At 70.6% G+C, this 21509-nt stretch carries 25 protein-coding genes and 1 pseudogene; 14 read left to right on the forward strand and 12 right to left on the reverse strand.

The features are described 5' to 3' along the window. Positions 1 to 357: 357 nt before the first annotated feature. A complete protein-coding gene (locus tag AB0E07_RS30840) occupies positions 358 to 1581 on the reverse strand; it encodes an NADP-dependent malic enzyme (protein WP_362259534.1) in 1224 nt (407 codons plus the stop codon). A 650-nt stretch (positions 1582 to 2231) separates the two neighbouring features. Here AB0E07_RS30840 and AB0E07_RS30845 point away from each other — a divergent pair. From AB0E07_RS30845 to AB0E07_RS30855, 3 genes are read left to right on the forward strand one after another with little or no spacing between them, the layout of a single operon-like run. Beyond that, positions 2232 to 3194, forward strand: a complete 963-nt coding sequence (locus AB0E07_RS30845) for an ABC transporter substrate-binding protein (RefSeq protein ID WP_362259537.1) — start codon at positions 2232 to 2234, stop codon at positions 3192 to 3194. A 34-nt stretch (positions 3195 to 3228) separates the two neighbouring features. Then, positions 3229 to 4170, forward strand: coding sequence for an amino acid ABC transporter permease (locus AB0E07_RS30850; RefSeq protein ID WP_362259540.1), 942 nt, complete (start codon positions 3229 to 3231; stop codon positions 4168 to 4170). Beyond that, positions 4167 to 4970 carry an amino acid ABC transporter ATP-binding protein gene (locus AB0E07_RS30855; RefSeq protein WP_362259543.1) on the forward strand — a complete coding sequence of 268 codons (804 nt, stop codon included), beginning with the start codon at positions 4167 to 4169 and terminating at the stop codon, positions 4968 to 4970. Before AB0E07_RS30850 ends, AB0E07_RS30855 begins: the two co-directional genes overlap by 4 nt. 64 nt (positions 4971 to 5034) lie before the next feature. Here AB0E07_RS30855 and AB0E07_RS30860 read toward each other — a convergent pair whose 3' ends face one another. Next, positions 5035 to 5793, reverse strand: a complete 759-nt coding sequence (locus tag AB0E07_RS30860; protein ID WP_362259546.1) for a methyltransferase — start codon at positions 5791 to 5793, stop codon at positions 5035 to 5037. Positions 5794 to 5893: 100 nt separating this feature from the next. Between AB0E07_RS30860 and AB0E07_RS30865 the strand changes: the two genes are divergently transcribed. Next, positions 5894 to 6523, forward strand: a complete 630-nt coding sequence (locus AB0E07_RS30865) for a CGNR zinc finger domain-containing protein (RefSeq protein ID WP_362259548.1) — start codon at positions 5894 to 5896, stop codon at positions 6521 to 6523. Here AB0E07_RS30865 and sodX read toward each other — a convergent pair. After that, a complete protein-coding gene (gene sodX, locus AB0E07_RS30870) occupies positions 6427 to 6861 on the reverse strand; it encodes a nickel-type superoxide dismutase maturation protease (protein WP_362259690.1) in 435 nt (144 codons plus the stop codon). The genes AB0E07_RS30865 and sodX overlap by 97 nt on opposite strands. Positions 6862 to 7006: 145 nt before the next feature. Between sodX and sodN the strand changes: the two genes are divergently transcribed. The 4 genes from sodN to AB0E07_RS30890 all read left to right on the forward strand — a co-directional run bounded on the left by sodN (position 7007) and on the right by AB0E07_RS30890 (position 9138). Then, positions 7007 to 7402, forward strand: a complete 396-nt coding sequence (gene sodN / locus AB0E07_RS30875) for a superoxide dismutase, Ni (RefSeq protein WP_005480378.1) — start codon at positions 7007 to 7009, stop codon at positions 7400 to 7402. Between the two features lie 129 nt (positions 7403 to 7531). Continuing rightward, positions 7532 to 7933 (forward strand): helix-turn-helix transcriptional regulator, encoded by a 402-nt coding sequence (locus tag AB0E07_RS30880; protein ID WP_362259551.1) that lies wholly within the window; start codon positions 7532 to 7534, stop codon positions 7931 to 7933. A gap of 15 nt (positions 7934 to 7948) precedes the next feature. Continuing rightward, complete coding sequence (locus AB0E07_RS30885; protein ID WP_362259692.1) at positions 7949 to 8368, forward strand: VOC family protein; 420 nt, start codon at positions 7949 to 7951, stop codon at positions 8366 to 8368. A 26-nt stretch (positions 8369 to 8394) separates the two neighbouring features. Next, on the forward strand, positions 8395 to 9138 hold the full coding sequence (locus tag AB0E07_RS30890; RefSeq protein WP_362259554.1) for a VOC family protein: 744 nt from the start codon (positions 8395 to 8397) through the stop codon (positions 9136 to 9138). A 112-nt stretch (positions 9139 to 9250) separates the two neighbouring features. Here the strand turns inward: AB0E07_RS30890 and AB0E07_RS30895 are convergent, their stop codons facing one another. The 7 genes and pseudogenes from AB0E07_RS30895 to AB0E07_RS30925 form a co-directional block, all read right to left on the reverse strand. Then, on the reverse strand, positions 9251 to 9574 hold the full coding sequence (locus tag AB0E07_RS30895; RefSeq protein ID WP_362259557.1) for a DUF952 domain-containing protein: 324 nt from the start codon (positions 9572 to 9574) through the stop codon (positions 9251 to 9253). A gap of 159 nt (positions 9575 to 9733) precedes the next feature. Continuing rightward, positions 9734 to 9913 (reverse strand): annotated as a pseudogene (locus AB0E07_RS30900) (hypothetical protein); the annotation flags it as partial. A gap of 58 nt (positions 9914 to 9971) precedes the next feature. Beyond that, complete coding sequence (locus AB0E07_RS30905; RefSeq protein WP_362259560.1) at positions 9972 to 10250, reverse strand: hypothetical protein; 279 nt, start codon at positions 10248 to 10250, stop codon at positions 9972 to 9974. Positions 10251 to 10268: 18 nt separating this feature from the next. After that, positions 10269 to 10853: a dihydrofolate reductase family protein gene (locus tag AB0E07_RS30910; protein WP_362259563.1), complete on the reverse strand. Its 585-nt coding sequence runs from the start codon at positions 10851 to 10853 to the stop codon at positions 10269 to 10271. A 125-nt stretch (positions 10854 to 10978) separates the two neighbouring features. Next, positions 10979 to 11578 carry a GNAT family N-acetyltransferase gene (locus AB0E07_RS30915; protein WP_362259566.1) on the reverse strand — a complete coding sequence of 200 codons (600 nt, stop codon included), beginning with the start codon at positions 11576 to 11578 and terminating at the stop codon, positions 10979 to 10981. Positions 11579 to 11783: 205 nt separating this feature from the next. After that, on the reverse strand, positions 11784 to 12860 hold the full coding sequence (locus AB0E07_RS30920; protein WP_362259694.1) for a family 2 encapsulin nanocompartment cargo protein polyprenyl transferase: 1077 nt from the start codon (positions 12858 to 12860) through the stop codon (positions 11784 to 11786). A gap of 92 nt (positions 12861 to 12952) precedes the next feature. After that, positions 12953 to 14359 (reverse strand): family 2B encapsulin nanocompartment shell protein, encoded by a 1407-nt coding sequence (locus AB0E07_RS30925; protein WP_362259569.1) that lies wholly within the window; start codon positions 14357 to 14359, stop codon positions 12953 to 12955. A 190-nt stretch (positions 14360 to 14549) separates the two neighbouring features. On the opposite strand from AB0E07_RS30925, the gene AB0E07_RS30930 reads away from it, so the two are divergent. Beyond that, positions 14550 to 15461, forward strand: a complete 912-nt coding sequence (locus AB0E07_RS30930) for a pyridoxal-phosphate dependent enzyme (protein ID WP_362259571.1) — start codon at positions 14550 to 14552, stop codon at positions 15459 to 15461. 13 nt (positions 15462 to 15474) lie between these two features. Here AB0E07_RS30930 and AB0E07_RS30935 read toward each other — a convergent pair whose 3' ends face one another. Further along, the gene (locus AB0E07_RS30935) at positions 15475 to 17070 is read right to left on the reverse strand and encodes a Na+/H+ antiporter (RefSeq protein WP_362259573.1); all 1596 of its coding nucleotides are present in this window, start codon (positions 17068 to 17070) and stop codon (positions 15475 to 15477) included. An 86-nt stretch (positions 17071 to 17156) separates the two neighbouring features. On the opposite strand from AB0E07_RS30935, the gene AB0E07_RS30940 reads away from it, so the two are divergent. The 3 genes from AB0E07_RS30940 to AB0E07_RS30950 all read left to right on the forward strand — a co-directional run bounded on the left by AB0E07_RS30940 (position 17157) and on the right by AB0E07_RS30950 (position 19195). Continuing rightward, a complete protein-coding gene (locus tag AB0E07_RS30940) occupies positions 17157 to 17417 on the forward strand; it encodes a UBP-type zinc finger domain-containing protein (RefSeq protein ID WP_362259575.1) in 261 nt (86 codons plus the stop codon). A 258-nt stretch (positions 17418 to 17675) separates the two neighbouring features. Beyond that, on the forward strand, positions 17676 to 18089 hold the full coding sequence (locus tag AB0E07_RS30945; protein ID WP_015657891.1) for an anti-sigma factor: 414 nt from the start codon (positions 17676 to 17678) through the stop codon (positions 18087 to 18089). After that, positions 18086 to 19195: an RNA polymerase sigma factor SigF gene (locus AB0E07_RS30950; RefSeq protein ID WP_362259579.1), complete on the forward strand. Its 1110-nt coding sequence runs from the start codon at positions 18086 to 18088 to the stop codon at positions 19193 to 19195. Before AB0E07_RS30945 ends, AB0E07_RS30950 begins: the two co-directional genes overlap by 4 nt. A gap of 19 nt (positions 19196 to 19214) precedes the next feature. Here the strand turns inward: AB0E07_RS30950 and AB0E07_RS30955 are convergent, their stop codons facing one another. After that, the gene (locus tag AB0E07_RS30955) at positions 19215 to 19649 is read right to left on the reverse strand and encodes a hypothetical protein (protein WP_362259582.1); all 435 of its coding nucleotides are present in this window, start codon (positions 19647 to 19649) and stop codon (positions 19215 to 19217) included. A 146-nt stretch (positions 19650 to 19795) separates the two neighbouring features. Between AB0E07_RS30955 and AB0E07_RS30960 the strand changes: the two genes are divergently transcribed. Then, positions 19796 to 20764, forward strand: coding sequence for a diacylglycerol kinase family protein (locus AB0E07_RS30960; protein WP_362259585.1), 969 nt, complete (start codon positions 19796 to 19798; stop codon positions 20762 to 20764). Between the two features lie 320 nt (positions 20765 to 21084). Beyond that, positions 21085 to 21342, forward strand: coding sequence for a WhiB family transcriptional regulator (locus AB0E07_RS30965; RefSeq protein ID WP_016639615.1), 258 nt, complete (start codon positions 21085 to 21087; stop codon positions 21340 to 21342). Positions 21343 to 21509: the final 167 nt, after the last annotated feature.

The raw sequence follows: 21509 nt of genomic DNA on the forward strand, positions 1-21509 counted from the left end.
AACCTGACGCGACTGTGAGACATGCCCTCTTGCACTCCGCCCGGAACGAGGTCGGCCAGGAGTGCGCGCCGACCGGGAAAGGAGCGCCCGAGCCCACCCGCCCGGCCCAAGGACCGGGTAAAGACTCCCTGCCGGGCAGCCTGGACGAACCAGCCCCGCCGACCCCGCCGGGCACACCCGGCACACCCGGCACACCCGGCACACCCGGCAGCCTCAACGAACCGGCACCGCCCGGCACCCCGTAACAGCGACCGGTCCCGGCTCCGCGACAGCGACCGACCCCGGCCGGAAGCCCGGCCGGGGTCGGTGGGACGAGCGTTCGGTCACCGCTCGGTCATCGCGCGCTCCGCGCCCTGCTCAGCGCCGGGCCACGCCCTCCGCGCGGGCCGCCGCGGCGACGGCCGCCGTGACGGCCGGGGCCACCCGCTCGTCGAACGGGGACGGGATGACGTAGTCCGCGGCGAGGTCGTCACCGACCACGGACGCCAGCGCCTCGGCCGCCGCGATCTTCATGCCCTCCGTGATCCGGGAGGCCCGGACCTGGAGCGCGCCCGCGAAGATGCCGGGGAAGGCGAGGACGTTGTTGATCTGGTTCGGGAAGTCCGACCGCCCGGTGGCCACGACGGCCGCGTACTTGTGCGCGACCTCCGGGTGCACCTCGGGGTTCGGGTTGGCCATGGCGAAGACGAAGGCGCCCTCCGCCATCGAGGCCACCGCGGACTCCGCGACCGTGCCGCCGGAGACGCCGATGAAGACGTCGGCGCCGGCCAGCGCGTCCTCCAGGGAGCCGGTGAGCCCCGCCTTGTTGGTGAACCCGGCGACCTCGCGCTTGACGTCGGTCAGGTCCGTACGGTCGGCCGAGATGACGCCCTTGCGGTCGGCCAGCGCCACATCGCCGATGCCAGCCTCGACCAGCATCTTCGCGATGGCGACACCGGCCGCGCCGGCGCCCGAGATGACCGCCCGGAGCTGCCCGATCTCGCGCCGGCTCAGCCGTGCGGCGTTCCGCAGCGCGGCCAGCGTCACGACGGCCGTGCCGTGCTGGTCGTCGTGGAAGATCGGGATGTCCAGCCGCTCCTGGAGGCGGCGCTCGATCTCGAAGCACCGCGGCGCCGAGATGTCCTCCAGGTTCACGCCCCCGAAGGAGGGTGCGAGCCGGACCACGGTCTCGACGATCTCGTCGACACCGGTGCAGTCCAGCGCGATCGGCACCGCGTCCACGCCGCCGAACTGCTTGAACAGGATCGCCTTGCCCTCCATCACGGGGAGGGAGGCCTCGGGTCCGATGTCCCCGAGGCCCAGCACGGCCGTACCGTCCGTCACGACGGCGACGACGGAGGACTTCCAGGTGTAGTCGTGGACGAGCTCCGGCTGTTCGGCGATGGCGCTGCACACTTTCGCCACGCCGGGTGTGTACGCGAGGGACAGGTCGTCCTTGTCGCGGATCGGCACGGTGGCTTGCACTGCCATCTTGCCGCCGCGGTGCAGCGCGAACGCGGGGTCGAAGGAATCGAGGGGCTCCGCCCCTCCGTCCTGACCCGTATCGCTGTCGCTGCGAGGATTGACGATCTCCGCTGCCACTTTGTCTGACCCCTTAAGTATTCATGGTTTGAGGGTGGCCACTCCCAGGTGAGGGGTGGGCGGGCACCGCGCACAGCCCAGCTACCGATACGTACGGTCACTTGCCGGCTGGTGCGCGACGGGCGCGCCGCACACGCGCCCTGAGCCCCGGATGAGGGGTGTAAAGCACCTTCTTACCGGACGGACGGCGTCGAGGACGAGTCCAAATGGTGCAAGCTCACATGGCGGAACGAAGAACGATCATCGATCACCGCATACCGGTGACATTGATCATGTGACGTCATTAGGACAAATGACCGAGGCCGCTTGACGTGCACTCGACTTGCACTCAACCGCGAGGCGGCCGGGGCGCCCCGTTCGTCCGCATCCCGAGATGCGCCGAAGATCTTCCGGCCGGAAGGGGAGATTCCCGTAAGAGGTCCGGTCACGATGTACCGACCTGTTGTGGTTCGCGGTTCACCCGTTATCCGATTTTGACATGGCTGGCCCCCTGAATCGCTTCGTCCGAATGGCAAGATGCCGTAATCACACGAGGTCGCGACACTCGAAGACGTGTGCTCTCGTCGACCCAAGACCCAAGGCACCCGCCGAACCCATCGGCCGGGGCCGGCCCCATCGGCAACTCCACCCATCCGCCGGAGGAACCCACCATGACCGCACGCACCACCCGTCGTACGACCGCCACGCGCTCCCGCCTGGCCGCGGTCGGCTCGATCGCGGTCGCAGGCGCCCTGATTCTCACCGGTTGCGGCGACCAGACCAAGGACGACAGCGGCGAGAGCGAGACCACCAAGAGCTCGGCGCCGCTGGCCGACAAGCTGCCCGCCGCCATCGCCGACAAGGGTGTCATCAAGGTCGGCTCGGACATCGCCTACGCGCCCGTCGAGTTCAAGGACGACTCCGGCAAGGTGGTCGGTATCGACCCCGACATCGCCGCGGCGATGGGCGAGCAGCTCGGCGTGAAGTTCGAGTTCCAGAACGCCACCTTCGACACGCTCATCGGTGGTCTGGCCTCCAACCGGTACGACATCGCCATGTCGGCCATGACGGACACGAAGGACCGCCAGGAGGGCATCGACGGCGACACCGGCAAGAAGGTCGGCGAGGGCGTCGACTTCGTGGACTACTTCACCGCCGGTGTCTCGCTGTACACCAACAAGGGCGACACCCAGTCCATCGCGACCTGGGACGACCTGTGCGGCAAGACGATGGCCGTGCAGCGCAACACCTTCTCGCACGACCTCGCCAAGGACCAGGCGGCGAAGTGCAAGGAGGACGGCAAGAAGGAACTCAAGATCGAGGACTTCGCCACCAACCCGGAGGCCGAGACCCGGATGCGCTCCAAGGGCGCCGACGTCGTCTCCGCCGACTTCCCGATCGCCGCGTACTCGGTGAAGAACGCGGGCGGCGGCGAGTACTTCGAGATCGTGGGCGACCAGGTCGAGGCCGGCCCCTACGGCATCGCCGTGGCCAAGGACGACACCGAGCTGCGTGACGCGCTCCAGGCCGCCGTCCAGGCCATCATCGACAACGGCGAGTACGAGAAGATCATCAAGAAGTGGGGCGTCGAGGACGGCGCGATCACCGAGGCCAAGATCAACGGCGGCTCCTGACCCCGTCTCGCACCGGTTCTGAAAGGCTCCACCCGTGACTGTTGGCGTCAATAAGACGGACGGTCCCGCGGACCCCACGCCGTCCGCCGGTCCGGAGGCCATCAAGGCCATTCCGGTCCGGCACCCGGGGCGGTACGTGTCCGCGGCCCTCGCGATCGCCATCCTCGGCGCGATCGTCTACGCCTTCGCGCAAGGCAACATCAACTGGGACGCGATTCCCGAGTACTTCTTCGACGACCGCATCCTGCACGGCGTCTGGAACACGCTGCTGCTCACCGTGCTCTCCATGGTGATCGGTATCGCCGGCGGCATCCTGCTCGCCGTGATGCGCCTGTCCGACAACCCCGTGACCTCGTCGATCGCGTGGTTCTACATCTGGTTCTTCCGGGGCACCCCGGTCCTGGTCCAGCTGTTCGTCTGGTTCAACCTCGGGCTGGTCTTCGAGTACATCAACCTCGGGCCGATCTACAAGGACTACTGGTCCTCCTTCATGACGCCGTTGCTGACGGCGCTGCTCGGACTCGGCCTCAACGAGGCCGCGTACATGGCGGAGATCTGCCGTGCCGGTCTGCTCTCGGTCGACGAGGGCCAGACCGAGGCGTCGAACGCGCTCGGCATGAGCCGTACCAAGACGCTGCGCCGGATCGTCATCCCGCAGGCGATGCGCGTGATCGTGCCGCCGACGGGCAACGAGGTCATCAACATGCTGAAGACGACCTCGCTCGTCTCGGCGGTGCAGTTCGCCGACCTGTTCAAGGAGGCGCAGGACATCGGCCAGAACGCGGGCTCCACGGTGGAGATGTACTTCCTCGCCGCCGCCTGGTACCTGATCATGACCTCGATCCTCAGCGTGGGCCAGTACTACATCGAGCGGCACTACGCGCGTGGTTCCTCGCGCACCCTGCCCCCGACGCCCATGCAGCGCCTCAAGACGGCCGTCCTCCCCTATCGCCGCCCGAAGGGGGTCTCGGCATGACCGACGTCACGAAGCAGCCCCCGGCGGACCCGGAGTCCACCCGGCCGATGGTGAAGGCCGAGGGCGTGCACAAGTCCTTCGGCCACGTCGAGGTCCTCAAGGGCATCGACCTGGAGGTCCGGACGGGTGAGGTGTTCTGCCTCATCGGCCCGTCCGGCTCCGGCAAGTCGACCTTCCTGCGGTGCATCAACCACCTGGAGAAGATCAACGCCGGCCGGCTCTACGTCGACGGCTCGCTGGTGGGCTACCGCCAGAAGGGCGACAAGCTCTACGAGCTGAAGGACAACGAGGTCGCGCTCCAGCGCCGGGACATCGGCATGGTGTTCCAGCGGTTCAACCTGTTCCCGCACATGACGGCCGTCGAGAACGTCATGGAGGCGCCCATCCAGGTGAAGGGCGCCAAGAAGGCCCAGGCCAGGGAGCGGGCGCTGGAGCTGCTGGAGAAGGTCGGCCTCGGCGACAAGTCCGGCAACTACCCCTCGCAGCTCTCCGGCGGCCAGCAGCAGCGCGTGGCCATCGCCCGCGCGCTGGCGATGGACCCGAAGCTGATGCTGTTCGACGAGCCGACCTCGGCCCTGGACCCGGAGCTGGTCGGTGACGTCCTCGACGTCATGCGCGACCTCGCCGAGTCCGGTATGACGATGGTCGTCGTCACCCACGAGATGGGCTTCGCCCGCGAGGTGGGCGACAACCTGGTCTTCATGGACGGCGGTGTGGTCGTCGAGTCCGGCAACCCGCGCGACGTCCTGACGGACCCGCAGCACGAGCGGACGAAGGCGTTCCTGTCGAAGGTCCTCTGACGCGAACGACCGGAGGGGCGGTACGGGATTCCCGTACCGCCCCTCCGGTCGTTCCCCGCGCCGGCTACTTCAGGGCCAGCAGCAGCGTGTCCGACGGGGAGCACCACACCGGGCGGGCCTCGGCGAAGCCCTTCTCGCGCAGCACGCGCGCGTGCCAGGCCGGGGAGGGCATGTCGCCGTCGGCGTGCTCGCCGTAGATCTCGAAGCGGCGGGCGGTCGGCCCGGCGAGCACGGGGTCCTGCGCGGCGAGCTGCCACCACTCGGCCCAGTCCAGGGCGCCGCCCCGCTTGGCCTCGTCCATGCGCGTGTGCCGCAGCGTCCGCTCGGCGGCGTTGATCCGGGGAGTCGTCTCGTCGATCATGTGGTCCGCGTTCATGAAGACACCACCCTCCCGGACCAGCCCGGCGACCTGGCCGTAGAGGTCCGCGAGGGGTTCGCTGTGCAGCCAGTGCAGGGCGGTGGCGGTCAGCACGGCGTCGTAGGAGTCGTGCGGCAGCCGCGCCGTCCAGTCCGGGTCCTTGAGGTCGGCGGTGACGAAGGAGGTCCGCGCGTCGCCCGCGAAGGTGCCCTCGGCGATGGCGAGGAGTGCCGGGTCCAGGTCGACGCCGGTGCTGGTGGCGCCGGGCAGCCGGGCAAGCAGGCGGGCCGTGATGGAGCCGGTGCCGCAGGCCAGGTCGAGCACCCGGGGCTCGGGGCCGACGAGCGACTCGACCATGTCCAGCATGATCCGGAAGCGCTCCTCCCGGTCCGGCATGTACCACTCCTGCTGCCGGTCCCAGCTCTCCTGCCAGGCCTGCCAGTCGGTTCCGGTACTGGTCGTCATGGAAGCCCTCTCCTCGGACGCATGCGTAATACCCTGGAAGCGCGACCAGCTGTTACTCCGACCGCACCACGACCATAGAACGCCTCCGTAAGGACTACAAGTGGAACTGGCCTATTACTCGGACTACGCGCTGCGCCTCGTCAACAGCGAGGACCCGGCCCGGGGCACGGACACGCTGACGTCGGTGGAGGCCGTCCGCGACCTGTTCGGCGCGAGCCAGTCGGCGGCCCGGCGGGCCACGGACTCGGACGTCACCCGCTTCCGCTCGGTACGGGCGCGGCTGCGCGCGGTCTTCGAGGCGGCCGACGGCGGCGACGAGACCCTCGCGGTGGACCTGCTGAACTCACTGCTGCTGGAGTTCCCGGTCAGCCCGCAGATCTCCGGGCACGACTTCCGCGACGACGACGGCCGCCCGCTGTGGCACATGCACCTGGCCGATCACCCCTCGAACGCGACCTCGGGGTACGCGGCCATCGCGGCGATGGGTCTCGCCTTCCATCTGACCGAGCACGGCGTGGACCGGCTGGGCCTGTGCGAGGCGGCGCCGTGCCGCAACGCCTACCTCGACACCTCGACCAACCGCTCCCGCCGCTACTGCTCCGACCGCTGCGCCACCCGCGCGAACGTGGCCGCCTACCGGGCCCGCAAGCGCCTGGAGGCGGCCCGGCCCGAGAGCACCGGGCGGACCGCGGACAGCGCCCAGAGCGCCAGCGCCCACGGCGAACGCTGACCGGCCCGGCGCGGCCGGAACCGGGCCCGGACCCGGCCCAGCACCAGCTCCGCCGGCACCGTCCCGTAGTCCGTGCTGTCCCCGCCCGCGTAGGCGTTGTCCCCGAGCACCCACCAGCCGCCCTCGCGGCGCTCCGCCGCCCGCTTGACGACCAGCAGGTCCTGCTGGAACGGATGGCGCAGAACAACCACGTCACCGGGCCGGATCCGGGCCCCGTAGTGCACCAGCAGCCGGTCCCCGTGGATCAGCGTGGGCACCATCGACGGCCCGGTCACCTCGGCCGGCCCGAAGGGCAGCAACGGCCGCCCGCGTTCGGTCTCCTGCGACAGTTCCGGCATCACCGGCACCTCCCCGGTCCTTTCCTCCACCAGTCTCAGTCTGACCCCGGACTTTTGTCCTAAGCCCGTGGGGGCCCTCGCGAAAAGCCGTCCCTCAAGGAGTAATGTCCCACCTGAGAAGACGATCACGAGGAAGGAATGCTCCATGCTTTCCCGCCTGTTTGCCCCCAAGGTGAAGGTCAGCGCCCACTGCGACCTGCCCTGCGGTGTGTACGACCCGGCCCAGGCCCGCATCGAGGCGGAGTCGGTCAAGGCCGTGCAGGACAAGATGGCCGCCAACGACGACCCGCACTTCCAGGCCCGTGCGACCGTCATCAAGGAGCAGCGCGCCGAGCTCGCCAAGCACCACGTGTCGGTCCTGTGGAGCGACTACTTCAAGCCCCCGCACTTCGAGAAGTACCCGGAGCTGCACCAGCTGGTCAACGACGCCCTGAAGGCGCTGTCGGCCGCGAAGGCGTCCACCGACCCGGCCACCGGCCAGAAGGCGCTGGACTACATCGCCCAGATCGACAAGATCTTCTGGGAGACCAAGAAGGCCTGATCCAGGACCTTTTCGGGTCGTCCGGACCGGCGGTCGGTGCACCATCGCAGGTCCACGGAGATCCTTCGGAGGGGCCTGCCGCAATCCGCGGCGGGCCCCTCCTGCCGTCCTCCGTGCGATGCTGGCGGGGTGAACACCGAGGACCTGGTCCGGCTGCGCCGGGCCCGCGACCGCATGGACCGCGAGTACACCGAGCCCCTCGACGTCACGGCGCTCGCCCGGACGGCGCTGATGTCCGCCGGCCACTTCCAGCGCAGCTTCCGTGCCGCCTACGGCGAGACCCCCTACGGCTATCTCATGACCCGCCGGATCGAGCGGGCCAAGGCCCTGCTGCGGCGCGGCGACCTGAGCGTGACGGAGGTGTGCATGGCGGTCGGGTGCACCTCCCTCGGCTCCTTCAGCGCGCGCTTCACCGAACTGGTCGGCGAGACGCCGAGCGCCTACCGGGCCCGCTCGCACGAGGACGCCGAGGCCGTCCCGGCCTGCGTGGCCCGCCGTCTCACCCGGCCCGGACGGGCGCGGCGGCCTTAATCTGCCGTCATGGACATCGACATCAAGCTCAAGCAGTGCTTCCTCGCCGTCGACGACCACGACAAGGCCATCGCCTTCTACCGCGACGTGCTGGGCCTGGAGGTCCGCGGCGACGTCGGCTACGAGGGGATGCGCTGGGTGACCGTCGGCTCGCCGCTCCAGCCGGACGTGGAGATCGTGCTGGAGCCGCCGGCCGCGGACCCGGACACCTCCCCCGCCGACAAGGAGGTGATGGCGCAGTTGCTGGCCAAGGGCGTGCTGCGCGGGGTCAACTTCACCACCTCCGACTGCGACGAGCTGTACGCGCGGGTGCGGGAGTACGGCGCCGATGTGATCCAGGAGCCCATGGACCAGGCGTACGGGGTGCGCGACTGCGCCTTCCGGGACCCGGCCGGGAACATGCTGCGCTTCATGGAGCCGTTGAAGCGGGGCTGACAGCGGGGCTGATTAGGATCGCGCCCATGACCATCCGCTGGACGTACGTCTTCGCCGACCGGCCCGCCGCGCTCCTCGGCCCGGCCTGCGACTTCTGGACCGCGGTGACGGGCACCCGACTCTCCGAAGCCCGCGGCGACCAGGGAGAGTTCGTGACCCTGCTGCCGGAGTCGGGCGATCCGTGCGTCAAGGTCCAGGGCGTGAGGGACGGCACGGGCGGCGCCCATCCGGACTTCGCGGTCGAGGACGTCACCGGCTTCGTGAAGGAGGCGCTGCGGGCCGGTGCGGACCTGGTCGCCGACCACGGCGGCTGGGCCGTACTGCGGTCGCCGGCGGGGCAGTTGTTCTGCGCGGTGCCGTGGCAGGGCGAGTCCCGGCGGCCGCCCGTGGTGGACGGAACCCGCGTGGACCAGATCTGCCTCGACGTCCCTCCCTCGCGCTACGACGCCGAAGTCGGCTTCTGGAGCGCCCTGTTGCCGGAGTGGGAGTCGCTGCCCGGGTCGCTCCCCGAGTTCCACGTGGTCCGGCCGCCGGCCGGACTGCCGGTCCGGATCCTGCTCCAGCGGCTCGGCGAGGAGCGTCCCGTCTCCACCCACCTCGACCTGGCCTGCGCCGACATCGCGGCGAGCCGGGCCGAGCACGAGCGGCTCGGCGCCACGCCCGTGCACCGCGGCGCCCACTGGCGGGTCCTGCGCGACCCGGCCGGCGGCCTGTACTGCCTGACCGGCCGGGATCCCCTGACGGGCGGGCTGCCGACGGCCCGGGCCTAAGAGCTCCGAACAAAAGCGGGGTCCGATCAGCGGGCGGTGTCCGGTGCGTCGCAAGGCGCCGAGAGCGCGCGTGCCGGGCGCCGCCCGCCGGGCCCCACTTTTGTTCGGAGCTCTAAGGTGCCCTCCACGGCTCGACGGCGATCACCGCGTCCAGGGGGATCGGCCCGTACACGTGCGGGAACTCCTCGCCGCCGGGCTCGGCCGCCTCGGGGCGCACGGGTACGTCGAGACGGCCGGGGTCGACGACCAGGACCACCAGGTCGTCCAGGTCCGAGTAGAAGGCGGCTGCCGTGCGCGGGAGTTGGGCCCGCGTCGAGCAGTGGATGAACCCCTCCTCCTGGAGGGTCCGGCCGCGGGTCGAGATCTCGTACGTGCCCTTCGACCGGGCCTCGTCCCACAGGGCGCGTTCGGTGATGTGCAGGATCGGCTCGCTCATGGGGTCACGCTACGTCGTCAACCGCTCCGCCCGCGCCCGCGATACCGCTGCTCGGGCAGGCTCATGGTCGCGCACCAGGCCGGCCGGCACGTCGTAGAGGCCGAGGATCGGCGAGCAGCGCCTCCTGTGCAGCGTCGTCGGCGGTGTCGCTCACGGGATTCAGATGTCTCCGGTGCCCTCGTCGATGGGCCGGATCACCACGGGGTACTGCGGCGCGCCGGCGGGCTGCGGGCACTCCTGGACCCGGGCGGCGATCTCGGTGACGCGCTCCAGGCTCGCGCAGTCCAGCACCCAGGAGCCGGCCAGCAGCCCCTGGGTCTCGCCGTAGGGGACGTCGGAGCCGGGCCCGGGTTCTCGACACGACGGGGCCGCCTTTCTCCGGAGACCCTCCGCGCGCTCAGGAACCGCTCGCGGCGCCTTCCTCGGGGCGGTCCGGCGCCTCGGGGCGCTCGCCGATTCCGCTGAGCCGTTGGTGATGGTGGTGAAGATGCTTGTGGGTCTTGTGCTGCTCCTGGGGGACTTCCTCGGTGCCCTCCACGACGAACGCCTCGCACGTGGTGTTGCGGCAGGGACCGGCCACCCAGCGCGGTACCCATGTGCCCAGCGTCTTATGACGCCGGACGACCGTTTCGACGGACTGTCCGCAGGCGGGACAGGCGTGTCCTTCGCTGTCCATGTCCTCAGGGTAGGCCGGTCAGCGCTTCCGTGCGTAGGTGCGGACCAGCACTCCGTTACCGAAGGCGCGGACGTCCTCCAGGGTGAAGTCGGCGACGGTGAATCCGGCGCCGAACATCGGCATGCCCGAGCCGTACACCTGCGGGTAGGTCTTGATCACCAGTTCGTCGATCTCGTCGAGCAGTTGTCCCGCGAGCCGGGAACCGCCGCAGAGCCAGATGCCCAGGTCACCGTCCTCCGCCTTCAGTTCGCGGACGCGGGCCACCAGGTCGCCCTGGATCACGGTGACATGGGGATCGGCGTCCGGGTCGAGGGTGCGCGAGACGACGTACTCGCGCAGATGACCGTAGGGGCTGGTGATCCCGGCGTCGAGGGCGAGCCGGTAGCTGCCGCTGCCCTGGATCACCGTGTCGAAGTGGAGGTTCTCGGCGTCCTTCAGGCCGAGTTGTTCGCGGCCCACGACCGACACGGTCTCGGGCCAGTGGGAGCCGAGGTAGCCGAGGAACTCCTCGTCCAGGTACGCGAACATCGACGTCGCGTCACCGTCCGGGTCCCCGATGAAGCCGTCGATGGAGCAGGCGATGAAGTACGTGAGCTTGCGCAAGCCGGTCTCTTTCCCTGGGCCGCCGTTTGAATGACTCCAGTTGTAGTACTTCACCCGTAGTGGCTGCAAGCTCATTTCGGGTGCCGGAGTCGAGCGGCGTGCCGGAGAGCGGGCGTCCGGCTGCCCTAGGCGAGGACTCGGGGCTCGCGCCACATCGGGAACATCTGCGGGCCGTCCGGCAGGGCGAGGGGGCTGCCGAGGAGTGCGAAACCGAGCCGCTCGTACAGTGCGCGGCTGCGGGGACTGCTCGCCTCCAGATAGGCGGGGACGCCGTCGCCGTCGCAGCGGTCGAGCACGGGGCCCATGAGGGCGGTGCCGATGCCCTCCCCCTGCCTGCCGGGCGAGACACCGATCATCCACAGGTACTCGTGGGACCGGTCGGCGGGGTGGATCCCGGCGGTGAGCCGGCCGATCAGCTCCACGCGCTCGTTCGCCGGGTCGACCGCCTGACGTACCTGGGCGGGCCCCTCGTCGTCGGTGTCGTGCTCCCCGGCGGGCGTGGGCATCCACAGCGCGCAGCCCGAGCCGTCCTCCACCAGGTCGATCCGCCCGGCGTCGAGGACGATGTCGGTGAAGGCGGCCATCAGCCGGTGGTGGGTGGCCCGCCGGTACTCGGCGCCGGGGAAGACCCAGCCGCTGACCGGGTCGTCCTGGAACGCCTCGTCGAGCAGCCGTACCACCGTCTCGCGGTCGGCCTCGGTCGCCGTCCGGATCGCCACACCCATGTCCCCGCCCCTTCGCCTCAATCGGCCTTGATCGTAAGGGGGTTGACGGCGGCGTGGTGGAGGCCTCGGAAGATTGACGGGATTCCGTGCCGCACCTCGGGAGAGGACACGGGCCCCGCACACCGTGGGGATGTGCGGGACCCATGCGGGCCGGAGCCGGTGGCCGTGCGGGGTCAGGAGCCGCACGGCCACCGGTCCGGGGTCCTCAGGTGCTGCGCCGGGTGACGAACTCGGCCAGCGCCAGCAGGCCGCCCGCCGCCTCAGGTTCGGGCACCGCCCGGGCCAGTTCCTGCATCGCGCGGGCCATCCGGTCGGCCGCCTGGACCTGCGCCCAGTCGCGGCCGCCCGCCCGTTCCACGGCCAGTGCGGTGCGAGCGGTCTCCTCCTCCGCCGCCAGACCGCTTCTGCCGTACGGCACCTCGTACAGCCCGGCCAGCTCCGTCGCGGCGGGGGTGCCGGAGGTGAGCGCGGCGACGACCGGCAGCGACTTCTTGCGGGCGGCCAGGTCCGCGCCGGCCGGCTTGCCGGTGCGCCGGGGGTCGCCCCATATGCCGATGACGTCGTCGATGAGCTGGAAGGCGAGCCCGGCCTCACGGCCGAAGGAGTCCATCGCCTCGACGTCCTCCGCCGACGCGCCCGCGTACAGCGCGCCGAGGGCGCAGGCGCAGCCCAGCAGCGCCCCGGTCTTGGCCTCGGCCATGGCGAGCGCCTCGTCGAGGCGGACCTCGGCGCAGGCCCGCTGCTCCAGGGCCGTGTCCGTGTGCTGGCCCTCGCACAGTTCGACGACGCAGGCGGCGAGCAGGGCGGCGGCCCGCGGGGCCGCCGGATGCGGGTCCTGGGCGAGCAGGCCCAGGGCGAGTGCCTGGAGGGCGTCCCCGGCCAGGATCGCGTCGGCGTCGCCGAACACGGTCCAGGCGGTGGGCCGGTGGCGCCGGGTGGTGTCCCGGTCCATCACGTCGTCGTGCAGCAGGGTGAAGTTGTGCACCAGTTCCACCGCCGCCGCGGCCCGGACCGCCGCCCTGCGGGCCGCGGGTCCGCCGAGCGCCTCGGCCGCGGTGAGGACGAGCGCGGGCCGGATCGCCTTGCCGGCGTTGCCCGCCGCGGGCGTGCCGTCCGCGTGCTGCCAGCCGAAGTGGTAGAGCGCGACGCGGCGCATGGAACCCGGTAAGGAGTCGACGGCGGCGCGCAGTTCGGGATCGACGGAACCCCGCGCGCGCTCCAGGATCGCCATCGCCTCCTGGCCGTCGACCGGCCCGGCTCCGGCGTGTGTCTGGGTCCCGATGGGCCTCCGCCTTTCACGCGTCTCGGTCGGTCGCCGTACCCCGAGGGTGTACCCGCCCCGGAGGGCGGGAACACCGGTTGTCCTCGGCCGTGTCACCGCCAGCGCCCGATCTCGACGTTCTCCAGCACGCCGAGCGCGTCCGGCACCAGGACGGCGGCCGAGTAGTAGGCGGTCACCAGGTAGTTGATGATCGCCTGCTCGTTGATGCCCATGAAGCGCACCGACAGGCTCGGCTCGATCTCGTCGGGGATGCCCGCCTGCTGGAGGCCGATGACGCCCTGCTCGGACTCGCCGGTGCGCATCGCGATGATCGAGGTGGTACGGGCCTCGGTGACCGGGATCTTGTTGCACGGGTAGACCGGCACCCCGCGCCAGGTGGGGATGCGGTTGCCCGCGATCTCGATGGTCTCGGGCACGAGTCCGCGCTTGTTCAGCTCACGGCCGAAGGCCGCGATGGCGCGCGGGTGGGCGAGGAAGAACTTGGTGCCGCGGCGCCGGCTGAGCAGTTCGTCCATGTCGTCGGGGCCGGGCACACCGTCGTGGGGCTGGATCCGCTGCTCGTACTCGCAGTTGTTGAGCAGCCCGAACTCGCGGTTGTTGATGAGTTCGTGCTCCTGGCGTTCCTTGAGCGCCTCGACCGTCAGCCGGAGCTGCTGCTCGGTCTGGTTCATCGGCTGGTTGTAGAGGTCGGCGACGCGCGAGTGGATGCGCAGCACCGTCTGGGCGATGCTCAGTTCGTACTCGCGGGGACTGGCGTCGTAGTCGACGAAGGTGTGCGGGATGTCCGGCTCGCCGCTGTGGCCGGCCGCGAGGTCGATCTCCTTCTCGCCGTACTTGTTGCCACGCTGGGCGGGGATCGCGCGCTGTTCCTCCAGGTGGGCACGGAGCGACTCGGAGCGCTCCGCGACCTGTTCGACGTCCTGGCGGGACAGCACGAGGAGGGTGCACGCGGTGACCGTGCGGACCGTGTACTCCCAGATGGCGTCGGAGGCCAGCAGGGACTGCTCGCCGAGGTGGGCGCCGTCGGCGAGCACACCGAGGGACTCGTCGTCGCCGTAGGGCCCGGTACCGACCTTCTCCACCCGGCCGTGCGCCAGCAGGTACACCTCGTCGGCGGGGCTGCCGAAGGAGGCGAGCACCTCGCCCGCCGCGAGCTCCCGCTGCTGGCAGCGCCGGGCCAGCTCGGTGAGCACCTCCTGGTCCTCGTAGGTGCGCAGCGCGGGCAGTTCGCCCAGCTCGGCCGGGATGACCTCGACGCGGTCCCCGGTCTTCACAAAGGTGATGCGGCCGTCCCCCACGGCATAGCTGAGGCGGCGGTTGACCCGGTACGTACCGCCCTGCACGTTCACCCACGGCAGCATGCGCAGGAGCCAGCGCGAGCTGATCTCCTGCATCTGCGGTGCCGACTTGGTCGTGGTGGCCAGGTTCCGCGCGGCGGCAGTGCCGAGACTCTGCTGCGGCCTGTTCTCGTCAGTGCGGATCTCTTCGCCTACCGACATAAGGAATTGCCCTCCCGGTCATGCCCCGGCGCCGTTCCGCGCCGGGCATCCATTCGCAGGACCAAGCCTTCCTCACGGAGCGTGCCGGTGCTATTACACGAATGAGCGGGAATGGATCACGGGCAACTGGGCATATGCGCCCCACTTGTCCACCGCGGCAGCCGCTCCCGCTCCGCGCGACAATGGTGCGGTGACCAGCCTCGACGACCTCCGGCCCCGGCTCCCCTCGCCGCTCGCGGAGGTCGTCGACGACCGGTTCGGCCGCCACGGCGTCCGGCTGCTGCTGAAACGGGACGACCTGATCCACCCGGACCTGATCGGCAACAAGTGGCGCAAGCTCGCCCCGAACCTCACGGCCGCGGCCGGCCGGCCCGTGCTCACCTTCGGCGGCGCCTACTCCAACCATCTGCGGGCCACGGCCGCCGCCGGACGCCTCCTGGGCCTGCCCACCGTAGGGGTGGTCCGCGGCCAGGAACTCGCCGACCGTCCCCTCAACGCCTCCCTCGCCCGGTGCGCCGCCGACGGCATGCGTCTGCACTTCGTCGACCGGTCGACGTACCGCCGCAAGGCCGAGCCGGACGTCCTGGCCGCCGTCCTGCGCGCGGCGGACGCCGAGGACGCCCATGTCGTGCCGGAGGGCGGCAGCAACACGGCCGCCGTGCGCGGCTGCCGGGAACTCGGCGCGGAACTGCGCGGCCGGGCCGACCTGGTCGCCCTCGCCTGCGGCACCGGCGGCACCCTCGCCGGTCTCGCCGCCGGCCTCGCCCCGGACCAGCGCGCGCTGGGCGTCCCGGTCCTCAGGGGCGGCTTCCTCGCCGACGACATACAGGCCCTGCAACAGCGGGCCTTCGGCGGCCGGCGCGGCACCTGGACCCTGGACGACCGCTTCCACTTCGGCGGCTACGCCCGCTCGACGCCCGAACTCGACTCCTTCGCCGACGACTTCGAGCGGCGCCACGGCGTCCCCGTCGAGCGCGTGTACGTGGCCAAGCTGCTGTACGGCCTGGTCGCCCTGACCGCGGAGGGCGCCTTTCCGCGCGGCACGACGGTCGCGGCCGTGGTGACCGGCAGCCCGTTCCCCCAGGAGTCCGGGCCCCCCTGAGCAGGGGCGCTCCTCACTCGGCCTCCCGGAACGCGGCCGCCTCCTCCAGGTCCAGGCGGCGCAGCAGCGTCCGGAGCATCTCGTCGTCGATGTAGCGGCCGTCCCGGAGCCTGACGAACACCTCGCGCTCGGCGCCGATCATCTCGCGCGACAGGCGTCGGTAGGTGTCGTCGACGGTCTCCCCGGTGACCGGGTTGACCTGGCCGAGGCGTTCCCAGACGGCGTTGCGCCGGCGTTCCAGGACCGTGCGCAGGCGCTCGGCGAGCGGTGCGGGCAGGGCGTTGCGCTCGTCGGTGAGGAGGTCGTCCAGACGCCGTTCGGCGGCCCGGGACGCCTGCGCCTGTGCGTTGGCCTCGGCGAGGGTCTCGGCCTGCACGTCACGGCCCGGCAGCTTCAGCAGCCTGATCAGCGGGGGCAGGGTGACGCCCTGCACGACGAGGGTGCCGATCACCGTGGTGAAGGTCAGGAACAGGATCAGATTGCGCTCGGGGAACTCCTCGCCCCCGTGCACGGTGAGCGGGATGGAGAAGGCGATGGCCAGCGACACCACGCCCCGCATGCCGGCCCAGGCGATGACGAACGGGCCCTTCCAGGTCGGGTTCTCCTCCCGTTCCCGGATCCGCGCCGACAGCATGCGCGGCAGGAACGTCGCCGGGTACACCCATACGAACCGGGAGGCGACGACCACCAGGAAGACGGCGACCGCGTACCAGGCCGCCTCGGCCCCCTCGTACTCGCCGAGGCCCTTGAGGACCACCGGCAGTTGGAGTCCGATGAGGGCGAAGACCGCCGACTCCAGGACGAAGGCGACCATCTTCCAGACGGCCTCCTCCTGGAGCCGGGTGGCGAAGTCGACCTCCCACGCGCGGTGTCCCAGCCACAGGGCGACGACGACCACCGCGAGCACTCCGGAGGCGTGCACCTGTTCGGCGACCGCGTAGGCGACGAACGGGATCAGCAGCGACAGCGTGTTCTGGAAGAGCGCTTCCTTCACATGGGTGCGCAGCCAGTGGATCGGCACCATCAGCAACAGGCCGATGCCGATCCCGCCGAACGCCGCGAGCAGGAACTCGCCGATCCCGCCCGCCCAGGTGGCGCCCTCGCCGACCGCGGCCGCGAGGGCGACCCGGTAGGCGGTGATCGCGGTCGCGTCGTTCACCAGGGACTCGCCCTGGAGGATCGTGGTGATCCGGTTGGGCAGCCCCACCCGGCGCGCCACCGCGGTGGCCGCGACCGCGTCGGGCGGCGCCACCACCGCGCCCAGCACCAGCGCCGCGGTCAGCGGCAGGCCGGGGACGAGCAGATAGGCGGCCCAGCCCACCGCGAAGGTCGCGAAGAGCACGTACCCGACCGACAGCAGCGCCACCGGCCGCAGTTGTGCCCTCAGGTCCAGATAGGAGCTGTCGGTGGCCGCGGTGTGCAGCAGCGGCGGCAGGATCAACGGCAGCACGATGTGCGGGTCGAGGGTGCACTCGGGCACCCCCGGCACGTAGGAGACCGCCAGTCCCACGGCGACCAGGAGCAGCGGCGCCGGCACCGGGGTCCACCGGGCCGCCGCGGCGATCGCGGCACTGCCCGCCACCAACAGCAGCAGTGGCATCACGTCCATGGACCTCGCCCGCCCTCGCTCGTCACCGTTCGCCCACCCTCGTTTTTCCGCGCGGCCATCCGCGCACCCGTCGTAACCTGGCAATCATGAAACAGTGCACGCATGCCGACGTGCTGCCGCACCCGGAGCCCGTCCCGCTCAGTGAGACGTGCCTCGAGTGCCTGGCGGACGGCACCCATCCGGTACAGCTGCGGCTGTGCCTCACCTGCGGTCACGTCGGATGCTGCGACTCCTCGCCGGGACGGCACGCCACCGGGCACCACAAGGACTCCGGACATCCCGTGATGCGGACGTTCGAGCCCGGTGAGAGCTGGCGCTGGTGCTTCGTGGACCACGTGCTGGTGTGACCGGGCCGACTCCGGATCCGGACGGTTCGACCGTCTGACGCCTGGGTACGTCAACCCGGCGCGCGCTCTTCCCATTTGGGCCCGCCGAACCCCTAGCCACGGAGCGTATCCGTAGGTTTACTATGAGTGACAGCAGGGGGTTGGGGTCCCGGGGACAGGAAAGTTCGGAGCGCGGTAGCGTCACCGCTGAACACACGTCGCGTTACCCCGGGGGGCGACCCTCGGCCCCGAAAAGCTTGTACCACCTTGGAGGTGAGGGTGTCCCAGATCGCAGGCGAGCCCGCGACCCAGGACTTCGTGGAAGTCCGGCTGCCGGCTGCGGGTGCCTACCTGTCGGTGCTGCGTACGGCGACTGCCGGCCTCGCGGCCCGTTTGGACTTCACCCTCGACGAGATCGAGGATCTGCGCATCGCCGTGGACGAGGCCTGCGCGATCCTGCTCCAGCAGGCCGTGCCCGGCTCGGTGCTCAGCTGCGTCTTCCGGCTCGTCGACGACTCACTGGAGGTCACCGTCTCGGCGCCGACCACCGACGGTCACGCACCGTCACGCGACACCTTCGCCTGGACCGTGCTGTCCGCGCTGGCGGGGAAGGTGTCCTCCGCGGTGGACGACGACAAGACCGTGTCGATCAGCCTCTACAAACAGCGCGGCGCGGGACCCGGGCCGGCGTGAAGGACGGGGACGGGCCGGTGCGGGACGAGGAGCGCGGCACACGGGAGCTGCCGGCCGGGACCGCGGACGACGCGGTCGCTCCGGGCGGTTCCCGGCATGTGACGGACGGCGTTGACGGCATTCCCGAGCAGGCCAGGCCGCATCCCGAGGGCGACGCGGCCACCGCGGCGGGTTTCCCGGACACCGCCGTGCAGGAATCGCCTCGGCAGAGGCGGATCGGGGGCACCCCCGGCCGGGCTGAGACCAGGGCTCGACAGAGGGCGACGGGCGGGACGATGAGCGAGCACGAGCGAGACGACGATCAGGCCGCGCAGGCCACGCGGCACGAGACGCCGGCGCGCGAGGCGCAGGCGCAGGACCGCACCGGCGCGCGTGCCCTGTTCATCGAGCTGCGCGGCCTGAAGGACGGCAGCCCGGAGTACGCGGAACTGCGCAACAAGCTGGTCCGGATGCACCTGCCGCTCGTCGAGCACCTCGCCCGCCGCTTCCGCAACCGCGGCGAACCGCTGGACGACCTCACCCAGGTCGCCACCATCGGTCTGATCAAGTCCGTCGACCGCTTCGACCCGGACCGCGGGGTGGAGTTCTCCACCTACGCGACCCCGACGGTCGTCGGCGAGATCAAGCGGCACTTCCGCGACAAGGGCTGGGCGGTGCGCGTGCCGCGCAGGCTCCAGGAGCTGCGCCTGGCCCTGACCACAGCCACCGCGGAGCTGTCCCAGCTGCACGGCCGCTCCCCCACGGTCCACGAGCTGGCCGAGAAGCTGGCCATCTCGGAGGAGGAGGTCCTGGAGGGCCTGGAGTCCGCCAACGCGTACTCCACGCTGTCGCTGGACGTCCCCGACACCGACGACGAGTCGCCGGCCGTGGCGGACACCCTGGGCGCCGAGGACGAGGCGCTGGAGGGCGTCGAGTACCGCGAGTCGCTCAAGCCGCTGCTGGAGGACCTGCCGCCGCGGGAGAAGCGCATCCTGCTGCTGCGCTTCTTCGGCAACATGACCCAGTCGCAGATCGCGCAGGAGGTCGGCATCTCCCAGATGCACGTCTCCCGCCTGCTGGCGCGCACCCTGGCCCAGCTGCGGGAGAAGCTGCTCGTCGAGGAGTGAGGGAGGACGTGACCGCGCGCTACTGCTGCGCGTTTCCGGGCCCGCGGATCCCAAGGGCCCGGGTCGTCTCGGCGTTGACCAGCAGCACCAGCGCGGTCACCGCCACCACGGCGAGGGCGATGCCCGCCGGGATGGCGATGCTGTCGGCCTGGAGCAGGTTGTAGGCCACGGGCAGCGCCAGGATCTGAGTGATCACGGCCGGCCCCCGGGACCAACCGCGCCGGGCCAGCAGTCCGCGGGCGGCCAGCAGGGGCAGCAGCGCGAGCACGACCAGCGTCACCCCGCCGGTGACGGCCTGCTGACGATCGTCCGGGTCGCCGGTCAGGCCCAGGACGAGGATCCAGATTCCGCCGGCCACCAGGGCGAGGCCCTCCAGCGCGGCGAGCGTCGCCGCGTAGGTCAGCCGCCGCGGGCGGGGTCCGGCTTCGGGGGCGGGGGTCTGCTCAGCACTCACCCCAGCAGGGTAGCCCTCGCACGGTCCGCCCCCACGGGCGCCCGGGGCACCTCGTGCCCGTCCGTGGCGAGGTTCACGCACCGATTCCCCGATCGAATCCCGGCTCGGTGTGGGATCGGTACCCCCCAGTAGGTACCCTGCCATCCATGCGTGCACTTCTCGTGGTCAATCCGGCGGCAACCACCACAAGCGCACGTACGCGCGATGTCCTGATCCACGCGCTCGCCAGCGAGATGAAGCTGGAAGCGGTCATGACCGAGTACCGCGGCCACGCCCGCGACCTCGGCAGACAGGCGGCGGAGAGCGAGGACATCGACCTGATAGTCGCCCTCGGCGGTGACGGCACGGTCAACGAGGTCGTCAACGGCCTGCTGCACGCCGGCCCCGATCCCGAGCGGCTGCCGCGGCTCGCGGTGGTCCCCGGCGGTTCGACCAATGTCTTCGCCCGCGCCCTGGGCCTGCCCAATGACGCGGTCGAGGCCACCGGCGCGCTGCTGGACGCGCTGCGCGAGGGCAGCGAGCGGACGGTCGGCATGGGCATCGCCGCCGGGACGCCGGGCACCGAGGACGAAGGGGTGCCCGCCCGGTGGTTCACCTTCTGCGCGGGGCTCGGCTTCGACGCGGGCGTCGTCGGCCGGGTCGAGCAGCAGCGGGAGCGGGGCAGGAAGTCCACGCACGCCCTGTATCTGCGCCAGGTGGTGCGGCAGTTCCTCCAGGAGCCGAACCGCAGGCACGGCACGATCACGCTGGAGCGGCCGGGTGCCGACCCGGTGACCGATTTGGTGCTTTCCATCATCTGCAACACCGCTCCGTGGACCTATCTGGGCAATCGCCCGGTGTACGCGGCGCCTAAGGCCTCGTTCGATACGGGGCTCGACGTACTCGGGCTCAGCCGGATGTCCACGGTCGCGGTTGCCCGGTATGCGACCCAGTTGCTCACTTCGTCCCCCGAGCGGGGACCGCACGGCAGGCATGCCGCCTCACTGCACGACCTGGACCAGTTCACCTTGCATTCGAAGGTCCCGCTGCCCCTTCAGATGGACGGCGATCACCTCGGACTGCGTACGAGCGTGACGTTCACAGGCGTACGCCGTGCACTGCGTGTGATTGTGTGAGCAGAAGGCGCCAAAGTCCTTTCACTCGAACGTTTAGACCACGGTCCACCCCATGGAAGTACGGCTGTGACCTAGTCGACACCGAGGAATCAAAAAAAACTTTCCAGAAGGGGTTGTATCCGCCGCTGAGGTTTGCGAGTCTCTACGTGGCGATCGGGACAGCCCGCAACACCGGCTCCCACAGATCACCGGAACCCCTCTTCAACTCACAGGACCACGCCAGGGAAACCTGACGGGCGGCCCTTCACTTGTTGAGGGATTCGTGAAAGCGTTCACATTCACAAGCAACCCGCACGTAATACCAAGGAGAGGTAGCAGCCATGGACTGGCGTCACAACGCCGTTTGCCGCGAGGAAGACCCCGAGCTCTTCTTCCCCATCGGCAACACCGGTCCTGCGCTGCTGCAGATCGAGGAAGCCAAGGCCGTCTGCCGTCGCTGCCCGGTTATGGAGCAGTGCCTGCAGTGGGCGCTCGAGTCCGGTCAGGACTCCGGCGTCTGGGGTGGTCTCAGCGAGGACGAGCGTCGCGCGATGAAGCGCCGTGCCGCCCGCAACCGGGCCCGTCAGGCATCCGCCTGACACACCCACCCCGCCTGAGCTTGGCGGCGCGTACAGCGAGTACGCATCTCCCGCCCCCGAGCCGCAGCGCGCAGTACCCCTGATGCGCATAAGCCCCGGACCCTTCAAGGTCCGGGGCTCATTGCTGTCCCGGGCCGGGCGTCCGGGGCTCATTGCTGTCCCGGGCG

Source organism: Streptomyces sp. NPDC048002, from assembly GCF_040653275.1.
Lineage (GTDB): Bacteria > Actinomycetota > Actinomycetes > Streptomycetales > Streptomycetaceae > Streptomyces.